This window comes from Mesorhizobium sp. M00.F.Ca.ET.216.01.1.1 (assembly GCF_004010325.2).
Classification (GTDB): Bacteria; Pseudomonadota; Alphaproteobacteria; order Rhizobiales; family Rhizobiaceae; genus Mesorhizobium.
The window spans coordinates 83093-110019 of the sequence record NZ_SADR02000012.1; the positions used below are offsets into that span (position 1 = coordinate 83093).

The window sequence follows — 26927 nt, forward strand, 5'->3', positions numbered from 1 at the left end:
TTGCCGCAGGTCCTGGTCGCAACACCGCGGAATACTTTTGCGGAACCTGCTAAAGCAGGCATTGGGAGAAGACGATGAGCAAGAAAGATCTCGGTCTGCTGATCCTGATCCTGGTGGTGGGAACGGTGGTGGCGATCATCAACCCGCGCTTCCTGTTGCCGATCAACCTCGCCAACACCTCGAACCTGATCGGGCTGTTCGGCATCCTGTCGATCGGCCAGGCCTTCGTCATCATCACCGGCGGCATCGAACTGTCGGTCGGCTCGCTGGTCGCGCTGCTGGGTACGCTGTTCATCGACTTCATCGCCGTGCGCGAGATGGACTGGCCGCTTGCCTTCGTGCTGATTATAGCGCTCGGCGGCATAATCGGCCTGGTGCATGGCTGGCTGATCACGCGGCTCAAACTGCAGCCCTTCGTGGTGACGCTGTGCGGGCTGTTGATCTATCGCGGCGTGGCGCGGTTCTACACCGCCGACGGCACCGCGGGCTTTGCCTTCGGACAGAATTTCCCGGAACTCGAATTCCTGGCGGCGGGGCGATCCTGGGGCGTGCCGAACAGCTTCATTGCGCTGATCATCATCGCCATCGTGATGTGGGTGGTGCTGCACCGTTCGGTGTTCGGGCGCTATCTCTACGCGATCGGCAAGAACGAGGAAGCGGCGAAATATTCCGGCATCCGTACCGGCCGCATCGTCATGGCCGCCTATGTCATCTGCGGCGTGCTGACGGCACTGTCGGCGATCTATTTCGCCATGTACACGCGCTCGATCTCACCGGCCAGCCACGGACAGTTCTATGAGCTCTATGCCATCGCGGCGGCGGTGCTCGGCGGTTTCTCGCTGCGCGGCGGCGAGGGCTCGCTGATCGGCGTGATCCTGGGAACGGTCCTGCTGCAGGAACTGCAGAACCTCGTCAATCTGCTCGGCATCCCGTCCTCGCTGAACTTCGCGGTGATGGGCGGAGTGATCCTAATCGGCGTGCTGGTCGACCAGCAATGGGGCGTGTTCCGGGCGCGGCGGCTGATGCTGGAGGCCACCCGCAAGGGCGCCGCCGGCGCTGCGGCGGAATAGCCCTCCAAGACCAGCCTAAATTAGGCCCGACATGTCGGAGAAGGCCATCGCCCTGCGCAGCACGTCGGCGAAACGCTCGCCGGCCACTTCGCGTGCACCGCTGTTGTCGATCGAGGTGACGCCCGGGCCGGACAATGCGACGTTGGCGCTGCGCGCCAGGCGCGCCAGCACCTCGCCGCGCGACTCGCGGCCGCGCAATGCCAGCCGTTCAGCCAGGATTTCCGGCGCAGCGGTGATCTCGACGATCGCCAGATTGGCGTAGCGGTCGCGCAGCGCCGGGATGATGGCGCGTGATACATTGGCGACGGCAACGTGCCCATTGGCGACCGACCAGTCGACTTCAGCCGGGATGCCGTAGCGCAGGCCATGCGCCTCCCATGAAATAGCGAAGGCGCCGTCGGCTTCGGCCTCGGCAAAGGCCGCATCGGCCAGCGTGTCGTGATCCTCGCTGGAGGCATCGCTCGGCCGGGTGATGACCCGGCGCACGAACTCCAGCCGGCTTTCGTCGGCAAACAGGGCGCGGGCATAGCCGATTACCGTGTCCTTGCCGGCGCCGCTCGGCCCGACGACGGCAACGAAGACGCCGTCGCGGATCGGGAACGCTTCGGCCGACAATTCGCGCTCGATCGATGCCGATACCATCATGCGACCCGGCGTCCCTGCCGCCAGACCGTGCGGACAACCGGGACATGGTCGTCGACACGGACGCGGACGAGATCGGCGCGCCGGCCTGGTTCGATGACGCCGCGATCGCTGAGACCGACCGCCTCGGCAGGGTTCTTGGAAACCATGGCCACGGCTTGCGGCAAGGAGATGCCTTCGACGACATCGCCGAGGAAGAAGGCCGACTGGATCAGGCTGAAGGGAATGTAGTCGGACGACAGGATATCGAGCAGGCCGTTGCCGGCCAGCGTGCGGGCCGAGACATTGCCCGAATGCGAGGCGCCGCGCATGACGTTGGGCGCGCCCATCAGTACACCGAGCCCTGCCTCCTTCGAAGCCCTTGCGGCCTCCTCGGTGGTCGGAAACTCGGCGACACGGACGCCCTGCTCGATCGCCTCGTCGACATGGCCAACGGTGGCGTCATCATGGCTGGCTAGCACGATGCCGCGCTGATGGCAGGCGGCGGCAATGGAGGTGCGGTTCGGGCCGGAGTTCTTGGCCGACTCCGCCATCCGCTTCTCGCAGAATCTCTGGAAGTCGCGGTCGGTCAGCTTCAGCTTGCGCTGGTAGTAATAGGCGTAGGTTTCGAGATTGACGAACTGGCGCTGTCCCGGCGCATGGTCCATCAGCGATGCCAGCCTGACCCTTTCGTCGCCGTCGAAGTTGGCGAAGGCCGCGAGGCAATCGGGCGCCGAAACTTCGCAGCGCAGATGAATGAAGTGGTCGGCCCGCAGCCGGTCCTGCTGGACGCTGTCTTCGATCGCGTCGGCCAGCTTGCGTATGTCGGCGGCGGTCAGGTCGGCATCCTCGTCCATGCCGACACGCAAGGCGTCGAGCACGGTGGTGATGCCGGCGGTCGCCACCTGCGCATCATGAGCGAGCACGGCGGCGATCGGGTTCCAGCGCACCTTTGGCCGCGGCGCGTAATGGCCTTCGAGGTGGTCGGTGTGCAGCTCTACCAGTCCCGGAATGATGAAATCGCCGCCCATATCCTCGCCGCTGCGGCCGGTGCCTGGATCGATGCCGGCGATCAAGCCGTCGCGCAGCACGATCGAGCCCTCGACGATCTCGTCGGCAAGCACGATGCGGGCGTTGTTGAGAACAGTCTCGGCAGTCATTTCAGGCAGTCCTTGCTTGTTCAGGGCCTGTTTAGGCAGTTTTTCTGGCCGGGCGGCGCCCGAGCGCGTGATGGGAAAGCACCATGAACGGGGCGCCAGGTTCGGTTTCGACAAACAGGGTCAGCGCATCCACCGGCACCGGCCGTTGCAGCACGTCCGCAAACAGGCTGTCGATTGCTAAGCGAAGACGAGGGCTTTCCTGTGACCCGGCGCGGCCGGACAGCGTCATGTGGAAACGGAAAGTCTCGAAGACATAGGCGTAACCCCACTGGCAGAGGTTGCGGAACTCATCCGGCTTCAGCGAATCGGGACTGCGCCGCTCGATTTCCGCCTCGCTCAGCGGCGCGCGGAAACGGTCGAAATCGCGCACGACATCATCGGCAAAACGGTTGAGCGCCGGCAACGGCGCTTCCGGCACCAGCGCAAAGAAGCTGTCGATCTGGCTGACGACAAGGCGCGGGATGGTGACGGGCGTCGTCGCCCCGGCAAAGCTGTCGAGCGCTGCGCGCAGCGAGCCTTCCGTCTCGTTCGGCGCCAGCCGGAAGGGCGCCTTCAGCGTCGCATGAAAGCCGTAGCGCCGCGCCGAGGCGGTGTGGAAGGCGACTTCTGCCGCTGACAAGTCGCCCACGGCCTCGACCGGGCGCACCGCTGCGCCGAACGGGTCGCGGCCGAGCCAGTTGGCGGCGATCCGCGCCAGCAGTTCGTCCTGCCGTGGGGTGAAATAGATCGCGTAGCGCATCGAAAGTCCTCGTCAGCCCCGCTGCCATAGGCGATTTGCATGACGAATTGACGAAGCCTTGATGCGTTTTCGTTACCAAAACGACACAGCCGGGTCATTAGCCGACGATTTTTTCGTCTTGGGCCAGTTGAGGCTTGGGCCAGTTGAGGGAAGACTGATCAGGCCTTCATCAGCCATTCGTGCTCGGGTGCGTTGTGGAATTTCCATGTCCGCTTCGGCCCCGCCATGACGTTGAGGTAGTAGAGGTCATAGCCGTGACAGGCGGCACAAGGGTGGTAGCCCTTGGGCACCAGCACGACATCGCCGTCTTCGATCGCCATTGCCTCGTCCAATGCGCGAGCGCCGCTCTTGTCGGCATCGGTGTAGACACGCTGGAAGGCAAAGCCCTGCGGCGGATTGAGACGGTGATAGTAGGTTTCCTCGAGATAGGATTCGGCCGGCAAATTGTCCTGATCGTGCTTGTGCGGCGGATAGCTCGAGGTGTGGCCGCCCGGCGTGATGACCTCGACCACCAACAACGAATCGGCCGGCTTGTCTTCCGGCAGGATGTTGGTGACATAGCGCGTGTTGGTACCCTTGCCGCGCACCTCCTGGCCGAGGTCATCAGGTCCGATGACGCGGACGGGCAGCCCGCCGCCAAGCCCAGGCGCCGAACAGACGGCGAGTTCGAGATCGGTATCGGCGGTCACCGACCAGTCCGAAGCTTGCGGCACGTAGACCGACCACGGTTTGCCCTCAAAAGGCGACGTGCGCTCGCCGAGCAGGCCAAGATCCTTGCCACCGGCCCTGGCCTTGCCCTTGCCGGTGACAAACACCAGGCAGACTTCACGATCCATCGTTTGCCCGAAAGCGGTTTCGCCGGGCCGCAGCCGATGCAGATCGAAGCCGACATAGGTCCAGGCGGCGGTTTGCGGCGTCACATGGGCGACGCGGCCATGACCCTTGTTGGCTTTGACGAGCAATTTGGACATCGCGGTTTCCTCTGGTCATTCCTTCGGTTCGGCGTCGGCCGATGGCTTGTCGTCGTCGGCCGGCTTGTAGAGATAGAAGAACTGCCAGACGGCGTAGCCGGCGAAACCGAGCGCGATCACGCCCCAGAACGGCGTGCCGGTGGCAAACTCGATCACGGACCAGGCCAGGCAGACCGCGACTATGGCAACGCGCCGCCACAAGGGCCGGAAGAACGGGTGCTGATAGTCTTTCATCGGACCAACGGGCATCGGATCAATCCAGCCATCGGATCGCCTCGTTGCCGCAGCGCTTACGCATTGGGGAAACCCTGTGTTTCGACCGTATAGCCGGCCGCCGTCATAACCCGCATCAACTCCTTATAGCCGACTTGCGCCATTTTGAGCGGCGGGTTCTTCTTCGGGTCCTGCTCGGCCTCGACCACGAACCAGCCTTCATAGCCATAGCCGGCAAGCCTTTGCACGATGGCGCCGAAGTCGAGCGAGCCATCCCCCGGCACGGTGAAGGCGCCAAGCGCCACGGCATCGAGGAAGGACTGCCTGTTGCGATCCAGTCTTTCGATCACCGGCATACGCACGTCCTTCACATGCACGTGGTTGATGCGCCGGTGGTGGTTGTCGATGGCGCGCAGGACGTCACCGCCGGCAAAGGCCAGGTGACCTGCGTCGAGCAGCAGCGGAATGCCTTCGCCGGAATGGCGCATGAATGCATCGAGTTCGGGCTCGGTCTCGACCACCGCGGCCATATGATGGTGATAGGAGAGCGGCATGCCCTGCTCGGCACACCATTCGCCAAACTGCGTCAGGCGCCTGGCATAGGCTTTCATCTCGTCGTCCGAAAGCCTGGGCTTGGTGGCGAGCGGCTTCGAGCGGTCGCCCTGGATCGAACGGCCGACCTCGCCATAAACGATGCAGGGTGCGTTCACCGCCTTGAACAGGTCGATCATCGGCTGGATACGATCCTTGTTCTTCGCCATGTCCTCATCGACAAGCGTCCCGGAGAACCAACCGCCGCAAAGCGTGACGTCGGCCTCTCTGAGGATCGGCAGCATGATTTTCGGATCGTTGGGAAAACGGCGGCCCATTTCCATGCCGGTGAAACCCGCCGAGCGCGACTGGCGCAAACATTCCTCCAGCGACACGTCATCGCTGAGTTCCACAAGATCGTCGTTCCACCATGCAATGGGGGACATGCCCAGTTTGGCTTTCAAGTCGTCACTCCAATTTCTAAACTGGCCAATTTCTTAAACCAGATGTCAGCCCTGCCCCTCATCCGCCTGCCGGCACCTTCTCCCCGCAAGAACGGGGGGATTAGCTCCAACGCTGGCTGACCACTCTCCCCGTTTTTCACGGGAAGAGGGTGAGCGGCAGCGCCGACATCAATCTCCAATCTTCTGCATCTGCCGCTTTTCGTCATAAGCCTTGCGCGCCGCGCTGACTTGCGGCCGTGCCGAGACCTCCGGCACGGCGACATCCCACCATGCTCCGCCGGCTTCGGTCGAAGCCAGCGGATCGGTTTCGACGACTAGCACGGTGGTCCTAGTATTGTTCTTCGCTTGCGTCAGCGCCGTCTCCAGCCCGGCGATCGACGGTACTTTTTCGGCGATCGCACCCAGGCTTGCCGCATGCGCGGCAAAGTCGATGTCGGGCAAGGTCTCGTGGCGGGTGTCCTTCAGCAAATTGTTGAAGTTGGCGCCGCCGGTCGCCATCTGCAGCCGGTTGATGCAGCCATAGCCTCTGTTATCGAGCAGGACGATGGTTAGCTTGAGGCCAAGCATCACCGAGGTCGCGATCTCGGAATTGAGCATCAGATAGGAGCCGTCGCCGATCATGACGACGACCTCCTCATTGGGCTTGGCCATCTTGACGCCGAGCCCGCCGGCGATCTCGTAGCCCATGGTCGAGAAGCCGTATTCGGCGTGGTAGGAGCCGGGTGCGCCCGCCTGCCAGAGCTTGTGCAATTCGCCGGGCAGACCGCCGGCGGCATGAAGCAGCGTCACGCCGGAACCCATGGCGCGCTGAACGGCGCCGATCACCTGCGCATCGGACGGATAGGCGGCATTGGTCGAGGCCGTCACCTTGGCGGCATCGGCCTGCCAGTCCGTCTTGCCCTTGACCGCGTTGTCGGTCCAACTGGCCGGCGCCTTCCAGCCCTTCAGCGCCGCAGTGAGTTCGGCAAGCCCTTCCACTGCGTCGGCGACCAACGGCAGCGCGCGGTGCTTGCCGGCGTCGAAAGGCTGGACGTTCAGCCCGACGATGGTCTTGCCGGAATTCTTGAACAGCGCCCAGGAGCCAGTGGTGAAATCCTGCAGCCTGGTGCCGACGGCAAGCACGACATCGGCTTCTTCGGCCAACCGGTTGGCAGCCGAAGTGCCGGTGACGCCGACCGCCGCCATGTTGAGCGGATGATCGTCCGGCAGCGAGGATTTGCCGCCTTGCGTCTCGCAGACGGGAATGCCGGCGCCTTGCACCAGCTTCGCCAGTTCGCCGGAGGCCTGCGAATAAAGCACCCCGCCGCCGGCAATCACCAGCGGCTTCTTTGCCCCCTTCAGCGCCGCCACCGCGGCCGCCAGCTCTTGGCGGTCCGGGCGCAGCCGGCGCTGGTGCCAGACCCGCTCGGCAAAGAAGCTCTCGGGATAATCATAGGCCTCGGCCTGCACGTCCTGGCAGAGCGCCAGCGTCACCGGCCCGCATTCGGCGGGATCGGTCAGCACCTGCATGGCGCGGTTGAGCGCCGGGATGATCTGCTCCGGCCGGGTGATGCGGTCGAAATAGCGCGACACCGGGCGGAAGCAGTCGTTGACCGTCGCCGTGCCGTCGGAAAAGTCCTCGGCTTGCTGCAAGACGGGATCGGGAATGCGGTTGGCGAAGACGTCGCCGGGCAGGAGAAGAACCGGCAGGCGGTTGACATGGGCAAGGGCGGCTGCCGTCACCATGTTGAGCGCGCCGGGGCCGATCGAACTGGTCGCCGCCATGAAGCGGCGGCGGAAATTGGCCTTGGCATAGGCGATCGCCGCATGTGCCATCGCCTGCTCGTTGTGGCCGCGGAAGGTCGGCAGTTCGTCGCGAACCTGATAGAGCGCTTCGCCGATACCGGCGACGTTGCCATGGCCGAAGATTGCCCAGACGCCGCCGAAGATCGGCACCTTCCTGCCGTCGATCTCGGTCATCTGTTGGGCGAGAAAGCGAGTCAGCGCCTGCGCCATCGTCAGGCGGATTGTCTTGCTCATGTTGATTTCCTCCGCAGTCCTTATGCCGCCTTGCGGCCGCGCGCGGCAAGCCATGCCTCGGTCAGCTTCTCGAAGCGCGACGCCATGTCGGCGACTGCTTCGTCGTCGGACATCTTGCCGGCAAGCCATTGTTCGGCCGCGTTGATGAAGATGGTGCGGCCGACAGCGAAACCCTTGACGATAGGCGCCCTGGCGGTGGCGGCGAAGGCGGCTTCCAGCTCGTCTTGCGGCGCTTCCAGCCCAAGCAGCACAATGCCGCGGCACCACGGATCATTCTTCAGGATCACTGCCTCGATCTTTGCCCATGCGCCGGCCGAGGCCTGCGGTTCGAGCTTCCACCAGTCTGGCTTGATGCCGAGCGCATAGAGTTCTTCCAGCGCGCGCGGGATCGTCATGTCGTCGAGCGTGCCGTGCTTGCCGGCGATGATCTCGACCAGCAATTCCCGGCCGACCTTGCGCGCCGCCTCGAACAGGCTCTTGAGCTTCTGCTGCTGCTCGGCTTTCAGCGCCGCGGGATCGTTCGGATGATAGAAGCACAGGCATTTGATGCAATGCTCGACCGGCCATTCGGTCAATTGCGAACCGATATCCTGCGAGAATTCGAACCGCAGCGGCCGCGAGCCCGGCAGCTCGACCGGCCGGCCAAGCCAGGCGAAGGAATGGTGGGCGAATTCGAACATCGCTTCGCGGCCGTATTTCTCATCGAGCAGCATGCCGTAGCCGTCGCGGCCGGCGGCGACCTTTGCCGCTGCCTTGACCGTCAACACCTTGAAGTCATGGAGGCGCGACGGATCGGCGCCGGCCCTCGCGGCAACATCCTCGAGCTGGACGCGGTGGTCGCAGGCGAACGCCATCAGCGACGGAATGTCGCGCCGGCGCGTGGTCGCCCAATGGATGTGGTTGATCGCCGCGTCCTTGCGCAAGGCCAGGTGCTTGCTGCCGTTCTTGAGGAAGAACTGCAGTTCCTCGAAGGTCGGATATTCCGGCGCGCAGAGCAGCCGCGACACAGCGAAGGCGCCGCAGGCATTGGCCCAAGTCGCCGCCGTCGCCAGGCTTTCCTCGCCGAGCCAGCCGCGCAGGAAGCCCGACATGAAGGCGTCGCCGGCGCCGAGCACATTATAGACCTCGATGGGGAAGCCCTTGCCAACGATGCCGTGCTCGAGATCGTCGCTGATCGGCCCGTCATAGACGATGCAGCCCATGGCGCCGCGCTTGAGCACGATGGTGGCCGGCGACAGCGACCGGATCGTCTTCAGCGCACTCAGGCAGTCGTCGGCGCCGGAGGCGATCATGATCTCCTCTTCGGTGCCAACGATGAGATCGCAGTCGGGCAGCACAGTCTTCAGCTGGGCAGAGACCCGGTCGGACTTGACATAGCGCTCGAAGCCTTCGGCATGACCGGCAAGACCCCAGAGGTTGGGGCGGTAGTCGATGTCGAACACCACCTTGCCGCCCTTGGCCTTGATGATGCGGATCGCCTTGCGCTGGGCAGCGTCGCTGTTCGGCCGCGAGAAATGCGTGCCGGTGACGACGATGGCGCGCGCCGAGGCGATGAACGCCTCGTTGATGTCCTCCTCCGAAAGCGCCATGTCGGCGCAGTCGGAGCGATAGAAGATCATCGGCGAGACGCCTTCGTCCTCGACCGACAGCAGCACGAGCGCGGTCAGCCGGTCGGGATCGGTCTTGAGGCCATCGACGGAAACGCCTTCGCGCTTCAGTTGCTCGCGGATGAAACGGCCCATCTGCTCGTCGCCGACGCGGGTGAGCAGCGCCGAGCGCAGGCCGAGCCTGGCGGTGCCGACGGAAATGTTGGCCGGACAGCCGCCGACCGACTTGGCAAAGGAGGTGATGTCCTCCAGGCGCGAGCCGATCTGCTGGCCGTAGAGATCGACCGAGGCGCGGCCGATAGTGATGACGTCGAGCGGCGCATGTTTTGCTTCCACGGCTTCGCCCATTCGAACCTCCGTCGGCCTTGTTGTCTTGGCAACACGTTGTTTTGGGGTACACGCGCGAGCGGCAGCGTGGCGCCATCAATATGAAATAATAATTCCAATCCATAGTCAATATGGAACGAGCATTCCTTTACTGAAAAGTGCCGTGCGCCCGGCCTATCTAGGCCTTGCGCTTGCGGCCGGAGTCGCGCCGCTTCTCGCCAACTGCAACGGTCAGCGCCATGGCCAACGACATCGTTGCCGATAGCGAGCGGAAGCCGGCGAAATCGGCCTCGGCGACCTCGAACCAGACCCTGGCGAACTGGGCGAGCGGCGAAAAGGAACTGTCGGTGATGGCAACGATCGGCACGCCTTGCTCTGATATGACACGCGCCTCCTCGATGGTTGCCGGAGCATAGGGTGAGAAACTGATGGCGATGACGGCGTCTTTCGGAGAGGCAAAGCCGATCATCTCGGCATTCAGTCCGGCGGCCGATTCGATCAGCTGGTTGCGGATCTTGAGCTTGCCCAGCGCGTAGGCAATGTAGGAGGCGACCGGATAGGAGCGGCGCTTGGCCAGCACGTAGATGGTCTCCGCCTTTGCCAGCACAGCGATCGCCTCTTCGAAATGCTCTTCGTTCAGCGAGCGTGAAATGTCGTTGAGCGAGGTGCTGGCCGCGGCGACGAAGCCGTCGAAGATCGCCCGGTGACCGGCGCCTTCCTCGGCCTTGGCGCGCAGCGCCGCCAGCCTTTCATCATAGGACGAATTGCGCTCGCGCAGGCGCTCGCGAAACACCAGCTGCAGGCTGGTAAAGCCGTCGAAGCCGAGCTGCTGCGCAAAGCGGATCAGAGTCGAAGGCTGAACGCCGGCGGAAGCGGCAATACTGGCGGCGGTGCCGAAGGCAATGTCGTCGGGATTATCGAGCGCATAGGCGGCGATCTGGGCGATACGCTTGGGCAAGCTGTGGCGCCGCTCCAGGATCGTCGTCCGCAGCGTCTCGAAATCGCGGGGCACCCGTTCGTCCATCGTCGCTCCGCCCAGGCTCATCTTCGGTCCCCCTCTCTGCCCCATCATAGCGAGCCTGTGCAAGAACGCCATAAAAAATGAGGCAAGCGTTCCATTCTTGGAAGAAATGGACTAATTCATCCATGAAGGTCTTTTGAGACAGCGGAGATAAGGGAGATGGTCGGAGTCGGTCTTATCGGCACGGGCTTCATGGGCAAGTGCCACGCCATTGCCTGGAGCGCGGTCGGCACTGTCTTTCCCGATGTGGCCAAGCCAAGGCTGGTCCATCTCGGCGAGGTCAACGAGGACCTTGCCACACGCCGTGCAAGCGAATTTGGCTTCGCCAAAGCCTCCGGCGACTGGCGCGCCGTGGTCAACGACCCGGAAGTCGAGGTCGTCTCGCTGACCACGCCGAACCAGTTCCACCCGGAAATGGCCATCGCCATCCTCGAAGCCGGCAAGCATCTGTGGTGCGAGAAACCGATGGCGCCGCGCTTTGCTGATGCCGAGGCGATGGCGACGGCGGCGCGGAAATCCGGCAAGGTGACCGCGCTCGGCTACAACTACATCCAGAATCCTGCCATCCGTCACATCGGCGCCCTGCTCGACGAGAAGATTATCGGCGAGGTCAACCATCTGCGCGTCGAGATGGACGAGGACTTCATGGCCGACCCGGAGGCGCTGTTCTTCTGGAAGCATGAGGCTGCATCCGGCTACGGCGCGCTCGACGACTTTGCCGTGCATCCGCTGTCGCTCATCGCCGTGCTGTTCGGCCGCGTCGCCCGCGTCATGTGCGACATGGCCAAGCCCTATGCTGATCGTCGCGTCGCGTCGGGCGAGCGCCGTGCAGTCGAGACCTACGACATCGCCAGCGTCCTGATGCATCTCGAAAACGGCGTTGCCGGCACCTTGCTGGTCAACCGTTCGGCCTGGGGCCGCAAGGGCCGAATCGCCATCCAGATCTTCGGCTCGAAGGGCTCGATCCTGTACGACCAGGAACGGATGAACGAATTCCAGCTTTACCTCACCGCCGACCGGCCGACCGAGCAAGGCTACCGCACGATCCTGGTGGCGCCGCACCACAAGCCCTATGACGCTTTCCTGCCGGCGCCCGGCCACAGCCTCGGCTTCAACGACCTCAAGATCATCGAATGCCGAGAACTGCTGACACGGCTCGCCGGCAAGCCGGCGCGGATCATCGATTTCGATGAAGGACTTGAGATCGAGCGCACGGTGCATGCGATGGCGCGCTCGTTCGAGGAAAAGCGCTGGATTCCGGTGCGGTAATGGCTGGCGCCGCGCCCGTCCCGGTGCGGCGGAATCAGCCGCATCAGGCGGCTCCCGGACGGCTGGCAATCATGGCGCGGCGCGCAGACCGGCGCCGCTCGACAGCGTCGGCAAGGCCGTGCAGCACCGTCTCGGTGGTCGCCCAGTCGATGCAGCCATCGGTGATGCTCTGGCCATAGACCAGCGGCTTGCCGGGCACGACATCCTGGCGGCCGGCGACGAGGTTGCTCTCGATCATGACGCCAATGATGCGTTCATCGCCCGCCGCAACCTGACCCGCCACGTCGGTCGCCACCTTCGGCTGGTTCTCAGGCTTCTTGTTGCTGTTGGCGTGGCTGACATCGATCATCAGCCGAGGTGCTACGCCGATCCGGCCGAGTTCCGCGCAGGCGGCAGCAATGCTCGTCGCGTCATAGTTAGGCACAATGCCGCCGCGCAGGATGACGTGGCAATCCTCGTTGCCGGTGGTCGCCGCGATGGCGCTGCGTCCGCCCTTCGTCACCGCCATGAAATGATGCGGCTGGGCGGCGGATTTCACGGCCTCGGCGGCGATCCGCAAATTGCCGTCGGTGCCGTTCTTGAAGCCGACCGGGCAGGACAGGCCGGATGCCAGTTCCCGATGGATCTGGCTCTCGGTGGTGCGCGCGCCGATCGCGCCCCAGGCGACGAGGTCGGCAATGTATTGCGGGGTGGCCATGTCGAGGAATTCGGTCGCCGCCGGAAGACCGAGATTGTTGACAGCGGAGAGCACGCTGCGGGCTAGCCGCAGTCCCCTGTCGATGGCGAACCTGCCGTCCAGGTCGGGATCGTTGATCAGGCCCTTCCAGCCGACCGTCGTGCGCGGCTTCTCGAAATATACCCGCATCACGATCTCCAGCCGGTCCGACAGGCTCTCGCGCAGCGCCGCCAGACGGCTGGCGTAGTCTACGGCAGCGGCCGGGTCGTGGATCGAACAGGGACCGACGACGACCACCAGCCGATCGTCGGCGCCAGTCAGCACTGCGTGGATCGCGTTGCGCGACGCGGCAACGGTGCGCGTCGCCGTCAGCGTTCGCGGTATCTCGCGCATCACCTCTTCGGGTGTGCTCAGTTCCTTGATTTCGGTGACCCGAAGGTCGTCTGTGGTGGTCAACACGGCTTTCTGCTCCTGATTGGGAGACCTGCCGGCTGAAACAAAAAAGCCGCCAGGTCTGGCGGCTGTTCGGATATTGGTGCTGCAATCTTAGATCGAGCGCAATCCTCCCGCCGCCAGCGAGCTGCCGTAGCTAAAGTACCAGAACGAGGCGGTCAGGTGGATCATGCCAGCCCTATAGCCGAAGCCATCGCGCTTGTCACGCTCCGATAGTCTATTCGCCGACTATCCCGGCAATGTTCTGGTCATAGTCAACCAGCGACCCGGTCATGACACCGGACTGCGGGCTCAGCATATAGCTGATCAGCCGGGCGAGCTGCGCCGGCTTGACCAGTTGACCCATCGGCTGCGCGGCCTCGGCCTTTGCCAGCCAGTCATCCGGCGCGTCATGCCATTTCTTCTGCACGATCGCCTCGCCTTCGGTGTCCATCCAGCCCGGAAGCACCGCATTGCAGCGAATGCGGTTTGAGCGGTAGGCATTGGCGACATTCTTGGTCAGCGTCATCAGCGCCCCTTTGCTCGACGAATAGGGCGTCAGGAACGACTGGCCGCAATGTGCCGACATCGATAGCACGTTGACGATCGAGCCGGGCGCCTTGCGAGCTAGCAAGTGCGCCACCACGCCCTGCATCAGGAAAAAGGGCCCGCGCACATTGGCCTGGAAGATCTGGTCGAAGAGCTCCTCTGATGTTTCGACCAGCGAGCCTCGCGCCGAGGTGGCGGCGGCGTTGACCAGCGCGTTGACAGTGCCGAAATGGGCGATCGCCGTCTCGACTGCGCGCTTGCAATCGGCGACCTTGGCGACATCGGCGCTGATGAAGATGGCGTCGACACCGCCCTGCTTGAGGGCGGCAACCGCCTTGTCGCCCTTCTCCTTGGAACGGCCGATCAACGCCAATGCGCGACAGCCCTCGTCGGCCAGTGCTTCGGCGACGGCGAAGCCGATGCCTTGCGCACCACCGGTTATGATGGCGCGCGTCTCTGAATTGCGACCGGCTGAACCGTTCATCGTCTTCTCCTGTGCTTGATTACCAATACCTTAGGTGTGCTGAGATTCAGGTCAGGCCGAGCCGAAAATGGTGGTTTCCGAGAACCGGAGCGGAGCGTACTTTTGGGTACGTGAGCACCGGAAGCGCAGGAAGCCGCCATTTGCAGGCCGGCCTCACCTGAATATCAACGCACCTAGTCGAGGCGGATGGTCTTGCCCGTCTTGGCCGATTTCAGCGCTGCATCCGCCAGCCTCAGCGCCACCAGCCCGTCCTTGCCGCTGGGTGCTGCCTTGTTGCCTGATGTTGCCGCCGCGATGAAGGCGGCGATCTCGTTGGCATAGGCGTCGATGTAGCGGGTCATGAAGAAGTCGTGCAGCGGCGGGCGCGTATAGCCCTTCTCATTGGCGAGTTCGATCGACACCGGCCGCTGGTTCTCGGCGGCGATCATGCCCTTCGAGCCATGCACTTCGATGCGCTGGTCGTAGCCATAGGTGGCGCGGCGCGAGTTCGAAATGACGCATTGCTTGCCGGAGGCGGTTTCGAGGATGACGCTGACGCTGTCGAAATCGCCAGCCTCGCCGATCTTCTTGTCGACCAGCACCGAGGCATGCGCGCTGACTGCCACGGGCTCCTCGCCGAGCAGAAAGCGCGCCATGTCGAAATCATGGATGGTCATGTCGCGGAAGATGCCGCCTGAGCGGCCGATATAATCGAGCGGCGGCGGGCCGGGATCGCGCGAGGTGATGGTGACCATCTCGACCGTGCCGATGGCGCCGTCGTCGATAGCCTTGCGCACGGCGGCGAAATGCGGATCGAAGCGGCGGTTGAAGCCGACCATCAAGGTGGCGCCGGCCTTGTCGACCACGGCCAGGCATTGTTCGACGCGCTTTGCGTCGAGGTCGATCGGCTTTTCGCAGAAGATCGCCTTGCCGGCCTTGGCGAAGCGCTCGATCAAATCGGCATGGGTGTCGGTCGGCGTGCAGATGATGACCGCGTCGATGTCGGCGGATTTTTCGATCGCGTCGATGGTGCGCACCTCGGCGCCATAGGCCGAAGCCAGATCGGTCGCCGCCTTCTCGAAAGCATCGGCGACCGCGACCAGCCTGGCCTGCGGATTGGAGCCGACGGCGCGAGCGTGGACCTTGCCGATGCGGCCGGCACCGAGGAGGGCGAAGCGGAGAGTCATGGGAATTTCCTCTAAGGATGGTTCGAAGGGAAGTGTCTGCGCCTCACAGGCTAGGCGCAGGGATTTTTCTTAACGTGGCAGGCTAGCTGCGGCTCGCCACACCGGCATCTTGTTTGACCATGATCTTTTCCGAAAACCGGATTCCACTTTTTGGGATCATGGTCTAGGCCGCAAGTTCCGCCTGTCCGGTCTTGGCGCCGGTGATGTATGAGACGATATCGTTTCCGTCGGTGTCCTGCTTGCGCAAATTGGCGACGATCCGGCCGCGCCGGAAAACGACGATGCGGTCGACCAGATCGAACACCTGGCGCATGTTGTGACTGATCAGGATCAGCGGCTCGCCATTGTCCTTTAGTGTGCGGATGATGTTTTCGACCTGCGCCGTCTCCTGCACGCCGAGCGCCGCCGTCGGCTCGTCCATGATGATCAGCTTGGAAGCAAAGGTCGCGGTTCTGGCGATCGCCACGCATTGGCGCTGGCCGCCCGACATGTGGCGGATGGTGTTGGAAAGATTGGGGATCTTGACTGCGGTGCGGGTCAATGCCGCCTCGGTCGCCTTGCGCATGGCCTTGCGATCGAGGATCGAGAATGGCCCGAGATTGAACAGCACCCTTTCCCGGCCGAGAAACAGGTTCGACGGCACGTCAAGATCGTCGGCGAGCGCCAGGTTCTGGAACACCGTCTCGATGCCTGCCTCGCGCGCCTCGATCGGGCCGGTGAAGTTCACTTCCTTGCCGTCGAACCAGACCTTGCCGCTGGTGCGCTGCTCGACAGCGGTGATCTGGCGCACGAAAGTCGATTTGCCGGCGCCGTTATCGCCCATGATGGCGACATGCTCGCCCTTGCGCAGCTCGAAGTTCGCACCTTCCAGTGCATGCACGCCGCCATAGTATTTGGTCAGGTTTTCGGTCTTCAGGACGATGTCTGACATGATCAAGCCCTCATTGCCCGCAGGCGCTGGCGCCACTGGTCGAGAACGACTGCACCGACGATGATCACGCCTTTGACCATCTCCTGGTAGTAGGCATCGAGGCGCAGGAAAGTGAAGCCGGAGATGATGACGCCGAAGATCAGCGAGCCAATCACTGTTCCAACGATCGAGCCGCGGCCGCCCGACAGCGAGACGCCGCCGATGACCGCCATGGCGATCGCGTCGAGTTCGTACATCACGCCCATGCCGGCCTGGGCGGTGAGGTTCTTGGAGCTCAGCACCACGGCGGCGAGCGAGGCCAGGATGCCGGCGATGACGTAGACGAGGATCTTGTGGTTGGCGATCTTGATGCCGGACATGCGCGCGGCGTCTTCATTGGAGCCGATGGCATAACAGTGCTTGCCGTACCTGGTGTATGTCAGGATCAGCTGGAACAGAATTGCCAGCGAAATGAAGATGATGACCGGCATCAGGCCCTTGCCGATGGCGGCGAAACTCTCGGTGGGAAACGAGATCGGCTGGCCCTTGGACCACCATTTGGCGACGCCGCGCGCGGTGACCATCATGCCGAGCGTAGCGATGAATGGCGGGATGCGCGTATAGGCGATCAGGAAGCCGTTGATCAGGCCCGCCAGCAGGCCGCAGCCGATCGCAACCAGCACCGGCACGATCACCGGCAGGTCGGTCCAACCCTGCGCGATGAACATCGCCTTGGGGTTCGGGTTGCCGTTGACCGTCGCCACCTGGGCAAAGCTCATGGCTATCATCGCCGTGGCGCCGACGATCGAACCCGAGGAAAGGTCGATACCGCCGGAAATGATCACCTGCGTCACGCCGATGGCGATGATGCCGACGATCGACACCTGCAGGATGATGATCTGCAAGCGCGCCTGGTTGAAGATCGCATCAACGTTGTCGCGGGTGTTGAACAGGAAACTGTCGCCAAGAAACACCCGGCCTATCAGTTCGAAGGCGCCGACGAGGATGATGAGCGCCAGGAAAACGTTGAATTCGGCAGGCCATGCGCGCCTCGTCGCATCATAGGTCAGCCCGCCGACGCCATGGGATGTCTGTACCACGTCTTAATCCTCCGTCAGCCACGGTCACCCTGCCGCCGCCTGTTCCGGCGATGAGGGAAAGAGGGAGCGGCGCTGTCTTTTTTCTTGAGCATCGGAATCCCCAACCAGGTGATGCTCTGACGCGCCGCTCCGTATCGTACCGTTCCGCAGCCTCAGTTCTTCTTCAGGAACTTGTCGATGTTGGCCGGCGTGACAAGCTGGAAGGGGATATAGACCTTGTGTTCGACCTTTTCGCCCTTGGAAAGCTTGAGCGCGGCGTCGAGGGCGCCGGCGCCCTGGCCGGCCGCATCCTGGAACACGGTTGCGTCAAGGTCGCCAGCCTGCATCGCGGCAAGCGCATCCTGGGTGGCATCGACGCCGCCGACGACAACCGACTTCATGTCGATATTGGCGGCCTTCATTGCCTGGATGGCGCCGATGGCGCTTTCGTCGTTGTTGGCGATGACGCCATCGAACGGCTTGCCGGTCGACAGCCAGTTGGTCATCAGGTTCTGCGCTTCCTCGCGCTTCCAGTTCGAGGTCTGCTTGTCGATGATCTTGATGAAACTGCAGTCGGGCGTGGCGATCACATCATCAATGTCCTTGGTGCGCTGCACCGCGGCCTGGTTCGACAGCTCGCCCATGATCACGTAGACATTGGCTTCCTTCTTGCCGGCTTCCTTGAACAGGCGGCAGATTTCCTTGGTTTCGAGAGTGCCGGAATCGGCCTCGTTCGAGGCGACGAAAGCCTGGTTGTCCGGCAGCGTGTCGACGTTGACCGGCTCGCGGTTGACATAGACCAGCGGAATATTGGCCGCGGCCGCGGCGTCCGACATCGCCTGGGTGGCCGAGGTATCGACCGGGTTGACGATGATCGCGTCAACGCCCGAGGCGGCGAAGTTTTTGATCTGGTCGAGCTGCTTGGCAACGTCGTTCTGCGCGTCTTCGACCTGCACCTCAACGCCATCCATACCCTTGGCCTGCTCGATCATGCCGTTGCGCAGCACGGTCAGGAAATTGTCGTCGAACAGCGCCATCGACACGCCGATCTTGGCGGCGAGGGCGGATGAGCTCATCAGCGCCGTGAACGCGACGCCCAAAAGCAGTTTCTTCATTTTATTTCTCCTCCACATTGGTGTCCGGCTGCACCGATCTACCCGGAATCCCCGACCTCCCGGGGAATCTCCCGATTGCCATTTCAGTCCGGTGGCTTTTCGCTTGCGATTGGAACGCCAAGCCTTCTGTTTGAAACAGATGTTCCGGAACGAAAGAACCAAAATGCCTAGTTGGTGAAATATTTATTCCATTTCACGCAAGGGCGTCAAGGGCGATTCGGAAATGAACGTGCCGGATTTTCGCGCCAAGTGCTTGCAATAATCCATCAGGGTGATGGATCACATCATTCCGATGGCTTCGCCCTGTCGGGCGCTATGCCGTAGGTTCAGATATTTTCCGGCAGATAGATGTCGAACGGCAGGAAAGTCTGGCCCGGTGCATTGGCGGCGCCCGTCTCGATGGCATGCGCCATCAGTCCGACAAGCTCGCGGCAGAGTGCCGGCAGCGGCGTAGAAATCACCATGGTGAGGATGTTGTCGGCGAGCGCAGCGCGCGATTCGGCGTTGATCTCGTTGCAGACGACCACCGGCATGTTCGCGGGCCTCGCTGCCCTGAGCGCCGAGACCGCGCCTTCCATGCCGCCGCCCGCGACATAGCAGCCGGCAAGATCCGGATCGCGAGCCAAAAGATTGATCATCGCATCATGGGTCACCTGGTTGGCTTCGAGGTTGACCAGTGTTTCCATCACCGTGAATTCCGGCGCGTGCTCTCGAAAATATGAGCGGAAACCGATCTCGCGCAGTTCATGGCCATGGAAGCGATGGCTGCCGACGAAAAGGGCGACCTTGCCGGGCTTCCTCGCCGCCTTGGCGATCATCCAGGCCGCGGTGCGTCCGACCTTGCGGTTGTCGAGGCCGACATAGCCCTCCCGGATGCCGGCGGCAAAGTCGGACAGCAGCGAGAACACCGGTTGCCCTCTCGCCTTTAGCGCCTCCACGGCCGCCGTCAGCGTTGGATGGTCCGGGCCGACGACGGCGATGGCCCTTGATTTCGCCGCCAGCTTGCGCATCTGGGCGGCGATCTCGTCGGGCGCCAGCGAACTGGCGTAGTCGATGGTGGCGACGCCGCGGAAACGCTGCGATTGCCACACCGCCAATTCGAGCTCCCGCGCGAAATCGCCGTAGAAAACATCATTGCCCCTCAGGAGTAGAAAGCCGAGGCGATATTCAGGTAATTCCTGGCGCATGCGCTGCTTTATCAGCCCGGCCGCGTGATAGCCGATGTCGGTGGCGGCCTCGTAGACTCGGCGCGCCGTCTCCTCCCGCACCGGCAGGCGGTTGTTCAGCACCCGGTCGACGGTGGCGACGCTGACGCCGGAGACACGCGCCAAATCGGTTATGGTCGGTCGCTTTGACATAAATGCTCCCTTGCTTGCCGACTCAGATTACCTCATTCTGATATGAAATGATAGAAACTATCTTTGTGATATTGAGACTATCATAGCTTCGGGCTATTTTAAATTCCGGCGCAGCCATCATGCCCGAGCTTCCGTTCGCGGGCCGATCGCGAGGCGCAGATGGAGGAAACTTCAATGACGGCGACGGTCGACGCATTGCCATCCCGGCGTGACTACAGCCTGATCGGCCGCGACGCGAAGCTCGCCGTCGAGAATGGGCTGGCGGCGGCCGAGTGGTACCACACCGACATTCCGCGCAAGCAGATGAAGGCGCTTATGCAGCGCTCCGACGGCCCGGCCATCCGCGACACCATCATCTGGCTCAGCGCCCTGATCCTGAGCGGCGCCGGCGCCGCCTGGTTCTGGGGTACGTGGTGGTGCGTGCCGTTCTTCTTCGCCTATGGCGTTCTCTATGGCTCCTCGACCGATTCACGCTGGCACGAATGCGGCCACGGCACCGCTTTCCGGACGCAGTGGATGAATGGCGTGATCTATCAGATCGCCTGCTTCATGATCATGCGCAACCCGGTGACCTGGCGCTGGAGCCATACGCGGCACCACACCGACACCATCATCGTCGGCCGCGATCCGGAGATCGCAGTGATGCGCCCGCCGGATCTGCTGCGTGTCGTGCTCAACTTCTTCGGCATTGTCGATGCCTGGCATGCCATGAGCGATATGGTGCGCAATGCGGCCGGCATCATCAGCCCGGCGGAAAAGACCTTCATTCCCGAGCAGGAGCAGCCGAGGGCGATCCGCGTTGCCCGCATCTGGGCGGCGATCTACGCCGCGACAGTCGCGCTGGCGCTCTATTCGGGTTCGTTCCTGCCCTTGATGCTGGTCGGGCTGCCCAGGCTCTACGGGGCCTGGCATCATGTCATGACCGGCCTGCTGCAGCATGGCGGCTTGGCCGAAAACGTCACCGACCATCGCCTCAACAGCCGCACCGTCTACATGAACCCGATCAGCCGGTTCCTCTACTGGAACATGAACTACCATGTCGAGCACCACATGTTCCCGATGGTGCCCTATCACGCTCTGCCCAGGCTGCACGAGATGATCAAGCACGACCTGCCGGCGCCGACGCCGTCGATCTGGGCCGGTTATCGCGAGATGGTGCCGGTCTTCCTGCGCCAGCTGCGCAATGAAAACTATTTTCTCAAGCGCGAGCTGCCGCCGACGGCGAAGCCCTACCGCGAGGACTTCCACAACGCTAATGCTGCGGCCGCGGTGGCAGCAGCGGAATGACGTGCGCCGGGCATGTTGACGAAACCAATAGATTTGCCGGGAGGACCGATGAGCGACTGGGTCGAGGCCTGTGACGCCGGGGATATCGACGAAGAGGACGTGATGCGGTTCGACCATGGCGGCCGCAGCTTCGCCATCTATCGCAGCCCCGACGACGAGTATTTTGCGACGGAGGGCCTGTGCACGCACGAAAAGGTGCATCTGGCCGACGGGTTTGTCATGGACGACATCATCGAATGCCCGAAACACAATGGCCGCTTCAACTACAAGACCGGAGCGGCCAAGGGCGCGCCAGCCTGCGTCAATCTGAAGACCTACCCGGTCAAGGTCGACGCCGGCAAAGTCCTGATCCAACTCGGGTGATGGCCGTGCAGAGGGGGATGGTCATCATTGGCGCCGGCGAATGCGGCGGGCGGGCTGCACTTGCGTTACGCGATCTCGGCTTCGACGGCCCGGTGACGCTGGTCGGCGACGAACCGCATCTGCCCTACGAGCGGCCGCCGCTGTCGAAAGACGCGATGGTCAGCGATGCGCCCGAGATCAAGGCGATCGCCAGCGACGAGATGCTGGCTGGGAGATCGATCCGGCATATCCACTCGGTTCAGGCTGTCGCGATCGACCGTGCCGCGCATGTGGTGCGGCTGTCGGACGGGTCTGCTCTGCCCTACGACAAGCTGCTGTTGGCAACCGGTTCGACGCCGCGCAAGCTGCCGATGCCTGGTCTTGGCGCGCGCTGCGTGTATCTCAGAACCTTCAACGACGCGCTGGCCATTCGCGCCCATCTCAGCGCTGGAAACCGCATCGCCATCGTCGGCGGCGGCTTCATCGGCCTCGAGCTTGCCGCCGCGGCGCGCAAACTGGGCGCGGCGGTCACCGTCATCGAGGCGCAGCCGCGTATCCTGATGCGCGGCGTGCCGGCCGAGATCGCTCAGGTGATCCACGCAGCGCATGAAGCCGAAGGCGTGAAAATCCTCTGCGGCGAGGGCATTGCCGCGGTTGCGGACGAAGACGCCGAGGTGCGCATTACGCTTGCCGGCGGGCAGGACATCGTCGCCGACCTGGTGGTGATCGGCATTGGCGCCGTGCCGGTGACCGGACTTGCCGCCGAGGCGGGGCTGGCGATCGACAATGGCATCGCTGTCGATGACGAACTTCGCACCAGCGACCCGGATATCTTTGCCGCCGGTGACTGCTGCTCGTTCCCGCTTGCCGTCTATGGCGGCCGGCGCGTGCGGCTGGAAGCCTGGCGCAACGCCCAGGAACAGGGCCCACTTGCGGCGAAGAACATGCTCGGCGCCGGCGAAAGCCATGCGGCGGTGCCGTGGTTCTGGTCTGATCAATACGGCCTGACTTTGCAGATATCAGGGCTTTCGGATGAGGGCCGCAGCATTGTGCGCCGTGACCTCGACGACGGCGCCTTCATCCTGTTCCACCTGGCCGATGACGGCAGGCTGGTCGCGGCGAGCGGCATCGGCCCCGGCAATGCGGTCGCCCGCGACGTAAGGCTGGCGGAGATGCTGGTCGCCAAGCGAGCGAAGCCGGCGCCGGAAGCGCTCGGCTCGCAGATGGTCAAGCTGAAGTCGCTGCTGGCGGCGTGAACCGCGTTCCCCGTGATTTAAAACAGCGCCTTGAGTTCCGGCAATTTGTCGTTGACCAGCCAGCCGTAGTAATTTTCCGCGGGCAGTTTTTCGGACTCGCCCGCCGCGCGGCGCCTGTCGTTCTCGACCTTCAGCGCGTAAGCGCGCTGTTCGGGATTGCCTGTGTTGTAGAGCGTCGATGTGATGCCGGGATTGGCGGAGATGTCGAAGCCGGCAATGCTCCTGTAGGCGTCGATCGATTTGCGGATCGTCGCCGCGACATAGGGCAGCGTCAGGTCCGGATCCATGATGGTCTTGTAGACCGCGTTCGGGTCGCTGACGTCGAGCTCCGGCAGGCCCGAAACCTTGTGCACGAGATCGCTCATCTGCAATGCGGTCAGCGGATTGAGCTGGCCGAGTCCGAACGTCTGGCCGGCATAATAGGGCTGGAAGAAAGTGGCGCCGAAGCGGTCATTGGGAAAGCTCTCGCCGCCAACGGTCTTGCCGCGGAACGACCGGTTCCACACCTGCTCGCGGCACTCCCACAGGTCGTAGCTGCCCGATTTGCCGGCACATCTGGCAAATTCCGGCCGTTGCACGAAATCGCTGACGTCCTCGCCGTCATAGGTGAAGGAGAGCCTGCTCGACAGATAGGAGATCGCCTTGACGTAGTAGGTCTGCAGCCGGTCGTAGGCATCGACATTGTAGGTGTGTTCGCCGACGATGGCGCCGACGATATGCATAGGATCAATGCCATAGGCCGCGGCTGCCTCTTTGATCTTGTCGCGAAGATCGGCGTCGTTCCTGAGCAGTGCATAGACCTTGCGGTATTTCGCCTGGAAGGTGGTGTTGGTGGCCTGGGTGCGTCGGCTCGAGGCGCCCGGTATGTCGGGCTGCTCGGCATTGCGGTTTCCCGGCGGCACCAATGTCGCCGCCTCGGCTGAGAACATGGCTGTCGCCAGCGCCAGCCCGAGAATGAGGAGGATCAGTTTTTTCATGCGCCGCTGCTGCCTGTGATAGTCGCCGGGCAAACTAGGTAAAGCTATAGGGGGAGTCGAGAGCCGCTTTGCCCAGCACGATAAAAGGTGGCCAGATGCTTCCATTTGGCCACACATTGCAAAATACCGCCCATTGCAAAATTTTCGAGCCGGAATTGCCCGCCGTCTTCTACAGGATAAACCGCGACAAATCCGTGTTCCTGGAGAGGTCGCCGACATGCTTTTGTACATAGGCGGCGTCGATGGTGACCGACGTGCCGTTGCGGTCCGGTGCGTCGAAGGAGATATCGTCCAGCACCCGCTCCATCACCGTCTGCAGCCGCCTGGCGCCGATGTTCTCGACGCTGGCGTTGAGATCGACGGCGATACCGGCAAGCGAATCGATGGCGTCGTCGGTAAAGGTGAGGTCGACGCCCTCGGTCTTCATCAGCGCGATATACTGCTTGATCAGGCTGGCCTCGGTCTCGGTGAGGATGCGGACGAAATCGTCCTTCTCCAGCGCCCGCAGCTCGACGCGGATCGGCAGGCGGCCCTGCAGCTCCGGCAACAGGTCCGACGGCTTGGCAACGTGGAACGCACCCGATGCGATGAACAGGATGTGATCGGTCTTCACCGGTCCATATTTCGTCGCAACCGTGGTGCCCTCGACCAGCGGCAGCAGGTCGCGCTGTACGCCCTCGCGGGAAACACCGGCGCCCATGCCGCCTTCTCGCGAGGCGATCTTGTCGATCTCGTCGAGGAAGACGATGCCGTCGTTTTCGCTCGATTCGAGCGCCCTGCGCACCACCTCGTCCTGGTCGAGCAGCTTGTCGGACTCGTCGTTGACCAGCAGCGTGTAGGACTCCTTCACCGTCGTCTTGCGCGCCTTGGTCCTCTGGCCGCCCATTGCCTTGGACAGCATGTCGTTGATGTTGAGCACGCCGATATTGCCGCCCGGCATGCCGGGAATCTCGAAGCCGGGCATGCCGCCAGTGCCGGTGTCGGCCACTTCGATCTCGATCTCCTTGTCGTCGAGCTCGCCGTCACGCAGCTTCCTGCGGAAACTGTCGCGGGTGGCCGGGCTCGCCGTCTTGCCGACCAGCGCCTCCAGCACCCGCTCCTCGGCGTTGATGTGGGCACGCGCCTTGACGTCCTCACGCATCTTCTCACGCACCAGCCCGATGGCGATCTCGACCAGGTCGCGGATGATCTGCTCGACATCGCGGCCGACATAGCCCACCTCGGTGAACTTGGTGGCCTCGACCTTGACGAAGGGCGCGCCGGCGAGGCGTGCCAGGCGGCGCGAAATCTCGGTCTTGCCGACGCCCGTCGGCCCGATCATCAGGATGTTCTTCGGCATCACCTCTTCGCGCATCTGGCCTTCGAGCTGCTGGCGGCGCCAGCGGTTGCGTAAGGCGATGGCCACGGCGCGCTTGGCGTCCTTCTGGCCGATGATGAAACGGTCGAGTTCCGAAACGATTTCGCGGGGAGAGAAGGTGGTCATATCACTAAATTCCACTTTGCCACTGCCGAACGGCTTCGAACGGATGCAGCAGCATGATTACATTGAGCGTCAAATTGTCCCGGATGAGATAGCCGACACCAAATTCGAAGATGAGGGCAAGGGTCACGATCACCCATATAGGAAGCCTTCGCGCCATGACAAATCCCAGCACCATGGCCAGAGTATCCGACACCGAATTGACGATGCTGTCGCCGTAATAATCCAGCGAAATGGTGCCGGCGCGATAACGGTCGATGATGAAAGGACTGTTCTCGAGCAGTTCCCATCCGCCCTCGACGAGAACGGCAAATGCCAGCCGCAGCCCGATCGGCGAACGCGGGAACAGCAATCTCGCCAGCGCATAGAACAGGAAGCCGTGGATGATGTGCGAGAACGTGTACCAGTCGGAAATATGCTGGGAGTTCTCCGAGCTTTGCACCACGCCGTGCCAGAGCTTGACATAGCCGCAGGTGCAGATCGGCGTTCGACCCATGCCGTAGAGGGCCGCGGCCTGGAAAATGACCAGGCCGAGGACGAGCAGAAGCCCCATCCGCCAAGAGTCTTCATAGGCCGAGACGGCCTTGCCGGCGGCGGGTGTGCTCATGCTGCTATTGCCCCTCTTGCTGCTATTGCCCTATGGCGCGTCGATCGCCATCAGCACGACGTCGCCATATTCCGATTGCCTGCGACCGATAGCCCGGAAGCCGGCCTTTTCATAGGCCCGGATGGCCCGCCCGTTGGATGGATCCGGGTCGATGATGACGTGCGGCGCGCCTTCCTCGAAAAGCTGTTCGACAAACTGCCTGACAATGGCCGAGCCGTGGCCACATCCGATAAGCTCGGGCCTGCCGATCGACAGATCGATGCCGAGCGTGCCGAACGGCTGGTCGCTATAAGGATGGCTGTCCTCCAGATGCGGATCGTAGCTCTGCAAATAGCCGATCGCCTCGCCGTCGAGTTCGACGATCAGCGGCTCGACCGAAATGCTGTCGATGTGCTCGCGAATCTGCGCGATCTCGGTCTCGGGATCATCCCACCATTCGGCGACATGCGGCTCGGCGAGCCACGCAGCGATCATCGGCAGGTCGTTCTCGGTCACCGGCCGAAAATCGTACCTAGAGCCTGATCCATCCCGACCGAGTCGGGATGGGGCTCTATCTTCTTGTTTGACCATGATCTTTTCCGAAAACCGGTTTCCACTTTTTGCTGCGGTGACCTTCGGTTCGGGATCATGGTCTGGAGCTCGCTCAGGCGGCATCGAGCGTTTCGATGATGAAGTTGTTATTGGTGTAGACGCAAATCTCGGACGCAATCTGCATCGCCTTGCGGGCGATCTCCTCGGCATCCTTGTCGGTGTCGATCAGGGCGCGCGCCGCGGCCAGCGCGTAGTTGCCGCCCGAACCGATGGCCACGACGCCGTGTTCGGGTTCGAGCACGTCGCCGGTGCCGGTCAGCGCCAGCGAAACCGTTTTGTCGGCAACCAGCATCATTGCTTCCAGCCGGCGCAGGTAGCGGTCGGTGCGCCAGTCCTTGGCAAGTTCGACGCAAGCCCGGGTCAATTGTTCCGGATATTGTTCGAGCTTGGCTTCGAGCCGCTCCAGAAGGGTGAAGGCATCGGCGGTGGCGCCGGCAAAGCCGGCAATGACATTGCCGCTCTTACCGATGCGGCGCACTTTCTTGGCGTTGCCCTTCATGATGGTCTGCCCGAAGCTGACCTGGCCGTCACCGGCGATCACCACTTTGCCGCCCTTACGCACCATCACGATGGTCGTGGCGTGCATGGTCAGTTCGTTCGACATTT

General features: G+C 62.9%; 26 protein-coding genes. 5 read left to right on the top strand and 21 right to left on the bottom strand.

Translation table 11 applies throughout. The features are described from left to right. Window positions 1-74 precede the first annotated feature (74 nt). A complete protein-coding gene (locus EN859_RS17095; RefSeq protein WP_127854066.1) occupies window positions 75-1070 on the top strand; it encodes an ABC transporter permease in 996 nt (331 codons plus the stop codon). A gap of 15 nt (window positions 1071-1085) precedes the next feature. Here the strand turns inward: EN859_RS17095 and phnN are convergent, their stop codons facing one another. The 9 genes from phnN to EN859_RS17140 form a co-directional block, all read right to left on the bottom strand. Further along, window positions 1086-1715 carry a phosphonate metabolism protein/1,5-bisphosphokinase (PRPP-forming) PhnN gene (gene phnN, locus EN859_RS17100; protein ID WP_189502034.1) on the bottom strand — a complete coding sequence of 210 codons (630 nt, stop codon included), beginning with the start codon at window positions 1713-1715 and terminating at the stop codon, window positions 1086-1088. Further along, a complete protein-coding gene (locus EN859_RS17105; protein WP_127854067.1) occupies window positions 1712-2851 on the bottom strand; it encodes an alpha-D-ribose 1-methylphosphonate 5-triphosphate diphosphatase in 1140 nt (379 codons plus the stop codon). The genes phnN and EN859_RS17105 overlap by 4 nt, the downstream gene beginning before the upstream one ends. Window positions 2852-2882: 31 nt before the next feature. After that, window positions 2883-3590 (bottom strand): DUF1045 domain-containing protein, encoded by a 708-nt coding sequence (locus tag EN859_RS17110; protein ID WP_127854068.1) that lies wholly within the window; start codon window positions 3588-3590, stop codon window positions 2883-2885. Between the two features lie 158 nt (window positions 3591-3748). Continuing rightward, the gene (iolB, locus tag EN859_RS17115) at window positions 3749-4561 is read right to left on the bottom strand and encodes a 5-deoxy-glucuronate isomerase (protein ID WP_127854069.1); all 813 of its coding nucleotides are present in this window, start codon (window positions 4559-4561) and stop codon (window positions 3749-3751) included. Window positions 4562-4576: 15 nt separating this feature from the next. After that, a complete protein-coding gene (locus EN859_RS17120) occupies window positions 4577-4795 on the bottom strand; it encodes a DUF3329 domain-containing protein (RefSeq protein WP_127854182.1) in 219 nt (72 codons plus the stop codon). A 56-nt stretch (window positions 4796-4851) separates the two neighbouring features. Next, window positions 4852-5769 (bottom strand): myo-inosose-2 dehydratase, encoded by a 918-nt coding sequence (gene iolE / locus EN859_RS17125; protein WP_127854070.1) that lies wholly within the window; start codon window positions 5767-5769, stop codon window positions 4852-4854. Between the two features lie 168 nt (window positions 5770-5937). Further along, complete coding sequence (gene iolD, locus EN859_RS17130) at window positions 5938-7788, bottom strand: 3D-(3,5/4)-trihydroxycyclohexane-1,2-dione acylhydrolase (decyclizing) (protein ID WP_127854071.1); 1851 nt, start codon at window positions 7786-7788, stop codon at window positions 5938-5940. 20 nt (window positions 7789-7808) lie between these two features. Beyond that, complete coding sequence (gene iolC / locus EN859_RS17135) at window positions 7809-9743, bottom strand: 5-dehydro-2-deoxygluconokinase (protein WP_127854072.1); 1935 nt, start codon at window positions 9741-9743, stop codon at window positions 7809-7811. A gap of 157 nt (window positions 9744-9900) precedes the next feature. Then, window positions 9901-10746, bottom strand: a complete 846-nt coding sequence (locus tag EN859_RS17140; RefSeq protein ID WP_189502047.1) for a MurR/RpiR family transcriptional regulator — start codon at window positions 10744-10746, stop codon at window positions 9901-9903. Between the two features lie 156 nt (window positions 10747-10902). Here EN859_RS17140 and EN859_RS17145 point away from each other — a divergent pair, with 156 nt between their 5' ends. Further along, window positions 10903-12012: a Gfo/Idh/MocA family oxidoreductase gene (locus tag EN859_RS17145; RefSeq protein ID WP_127854074.1), complete on the top strand. Its 1110-nt coding sequence runs from the start codon at window positions 10903-10905 to the stop codon at window positions 12010-12012. Between the two features lie 43 nt (window positions 12013-12055). On the opposite strand, the gene EN859_RS17150 is transcribed toward EN859_RS17145, so the two are convergent. The 7 genes from EN859_RS17150 to EN859_RS17180 all read right to left on the bottom strand — a co-directional run bounded on the left by EN859_RS17150 (window position 12056) and on the right by EN859_RS17180 (window position 19781). Beyond that, window positions 12056-13147 carry a 3-deoxy-7-phosphoheptulonate synthase gene (locus tag EN859_RS17150; protein WP_127854075.1) on the bottom strand — a complete coding sequence of 364 codons (1092 nt, stop codon included), beginning with the start codon at window positions 13145-13147 and terminating at the stop codon, window positions 12056-12058. Between the two features lie 211 nt (window positions 13148-13358). Next, window positions 13359-14153 carry an SDR family oxidoreductase gene (locus tag EN859_RS17155; protein ID WP_127854076.1) on the bottom strand — a complete coding sequence of 265 codons (795 nt, stop codon included), beginning with the start codon at window positions 14151-14153 and terminating at the stop codon, window positions 13359-13361. A gap of 173 nt (window positions 14154-14326) precedes the next feature. Beyond that, window positions 14327-15319, bottom strand: a complete 993-nt coding sequence (iolG, locus tag EN859_RS17160; RefSeq protein WP_127854077.1) for an inositol 2-dehydrogenase — start codon at window positions 15317-15319, stop codon at window positions 14327-14329. 163 nt (window positions 15320-15482) lie between these two features. Beyond that, complete coding sequence (locus EN859_RS17165) at window positions 15483-16250, bottom strand: ATP-binding cassette domain-containing protein (RefSeq protein WP_127854078.1); 768 nt, start codon at window positions 16248-16250, stop codon at window positions 15483-15485. Window positions 16251-16252: 2 nt separating this feature from the next. After that, the gene (locus EN859_RS17170) at window positions 16253-17329 is read right to left on the bottom strand and encodes an ABC transporter permease (protein ID WP_127854079.1); all 1077 of its coding nucleotides are present in this window, start codon (window positions 17327-17329) and stop codon (window positions 16253-16255) included. Between the two features lie 152 nt (window positions 17330-17481). Beyond that, window positions 17482-18423, bottom strand: coding sequence for a sugar ABC transporter substrate-binding protein (locus tag EN859_RS17175; RefSeq protein WP_127854080.1), 942 nt, complete (start codon window positions 18421-18423; stop codon window positions 17482-17484). A 326-nt stretch (window positions 18424-18749) separates the two neighbouring features. Further along, complete coding sequence (locus EN859_RS17180; protein WP_127854081.1) at window positions 18750-19781, bottom strand: LacI family DNA-binding transcriptional regulator; 1032 nt, start codon at window positions 19779-19781, stop codon at window positions 18750-18752. A gap of 174 nt (window positions 19782-19955) precedes the next feature. Between EN859_RS17180 and EN859_RS17185 the strand changes: the two genes are divergently transcribed. Genes EN859_RS17185 through EN859_RS17195 form a run of 3 tightly spaced genes read left to right on the top strand, consistent with a single transcriptional unit; the run spans window position 19956 to window position 22666 of the window. Next, window positions 19956-21068 (top strand): fatty acid desaturase family protein, encoded by a 1113-nt coding sequence (locus tag EN859_RS17185; protein ID WP_127854082.1) that lies wholly within the window; start codon window positions 19956-19958, stop codon window positions 21066-21068. Between the two features lie 48 nt (window positions 21069-21116). Further along, window positions 21117-21431 carry a MocE family 2Fe-2S type ferredoxin gene (locus EN859_RS17190; RefSeq protein ID WP_127854083.1) on the top strand — a complete coding sequence of 105 codons (315 nt, stop codon included), beginning with the start codon at window positions 21117-21119 and terminating at the stop codon, window positions 21429-21431. Then, the gene (locus EN859_RS17195) at window positions 21431-22666 is read left to right on the top strand and encodes an FAD-dependent oxidoreductase (protein ID WP_189502049.1); all 1236 of its coding nucleotides are present in this window, start codon (window positions 21431-21433) and stop codon (window positions 22664-22666) included. Before EN859_RS17190 ends, EN859_RS17195 begins: the two co-directional genes overlap by 1 nt. Before the next feature lie 17 nt (window positions 22667-22683). Here the strand turns inward: EN859_RS17195 and EN859_RS17200 are convergent, their stop codons facing one another. The 5 genes from EN859_RS17200 to hslV all read right to left on the bottom strand — a co-directional run bounded on the left by EN859_RS17200 (window position 22684) and on the right by hslV (window position 26925). Next, the gene (locus tag EN859_RS17200; RefSeq protein ID WP_127854085.1) at window positions 22684-23643 is read right to left on the bottom strand and encodes a DUF1402 family protein; all 960 of its coding nucleotides are present in this window, start codon (window positions 23641-23643) and stop codon (window positions 22684-22686) included. Window positions 23644-23812: 169 nt separating this feature from the next. Next, window positions 23813-25126, bottom strand: coding sequence for an ATP-dependent protease ATPase subunit HslU (gene hslU / locus EN859_RS17205; RefSeq protein ID WP_127854086.1), 1314 nt, complete (start codon window positions 25124-25126; stop codon window positions 23813-23815). A gap of 4 nt (window positions 25127-25130) precedes the next feature. Beyond that, the gene (locus EN859_RS17210) at window positions 25131-25730 is read right to left on the bottom strand and encodes a DUF2585 domain-containing protein (protein ID WP_127854087.1); all 600 of its coding nucleotides are present in this window, start codon (window positions 25728-25730) and stop codon (window positions 25131-25133) included. 30 nt (window positions 25731-25760) lie between these two features. Continuing rightward, entirely contained in the window at window positions 25761-26300 is a 540-nt protein-coding gene (locus EN859_RS17215; RefSeq protein WP_127854088.1) for a GNAT family N-acetyltransferase, read from the bottom strand. A gap of 73 nt (window positions 26301-26373) precedes the next feature. Continuing rightward, window positions 26374-26925, bottom strand: coding sequence for an ATP-dependent protease subunit HslV (gene hslV, locus EN859_RS17220; protein WP_127854089.1), 552 nt, complete (start codon window positions 26923-26925; stop codon window positions 26374-26376). Window positions 26926-26927: the final 2 nt, after the last annotated feature.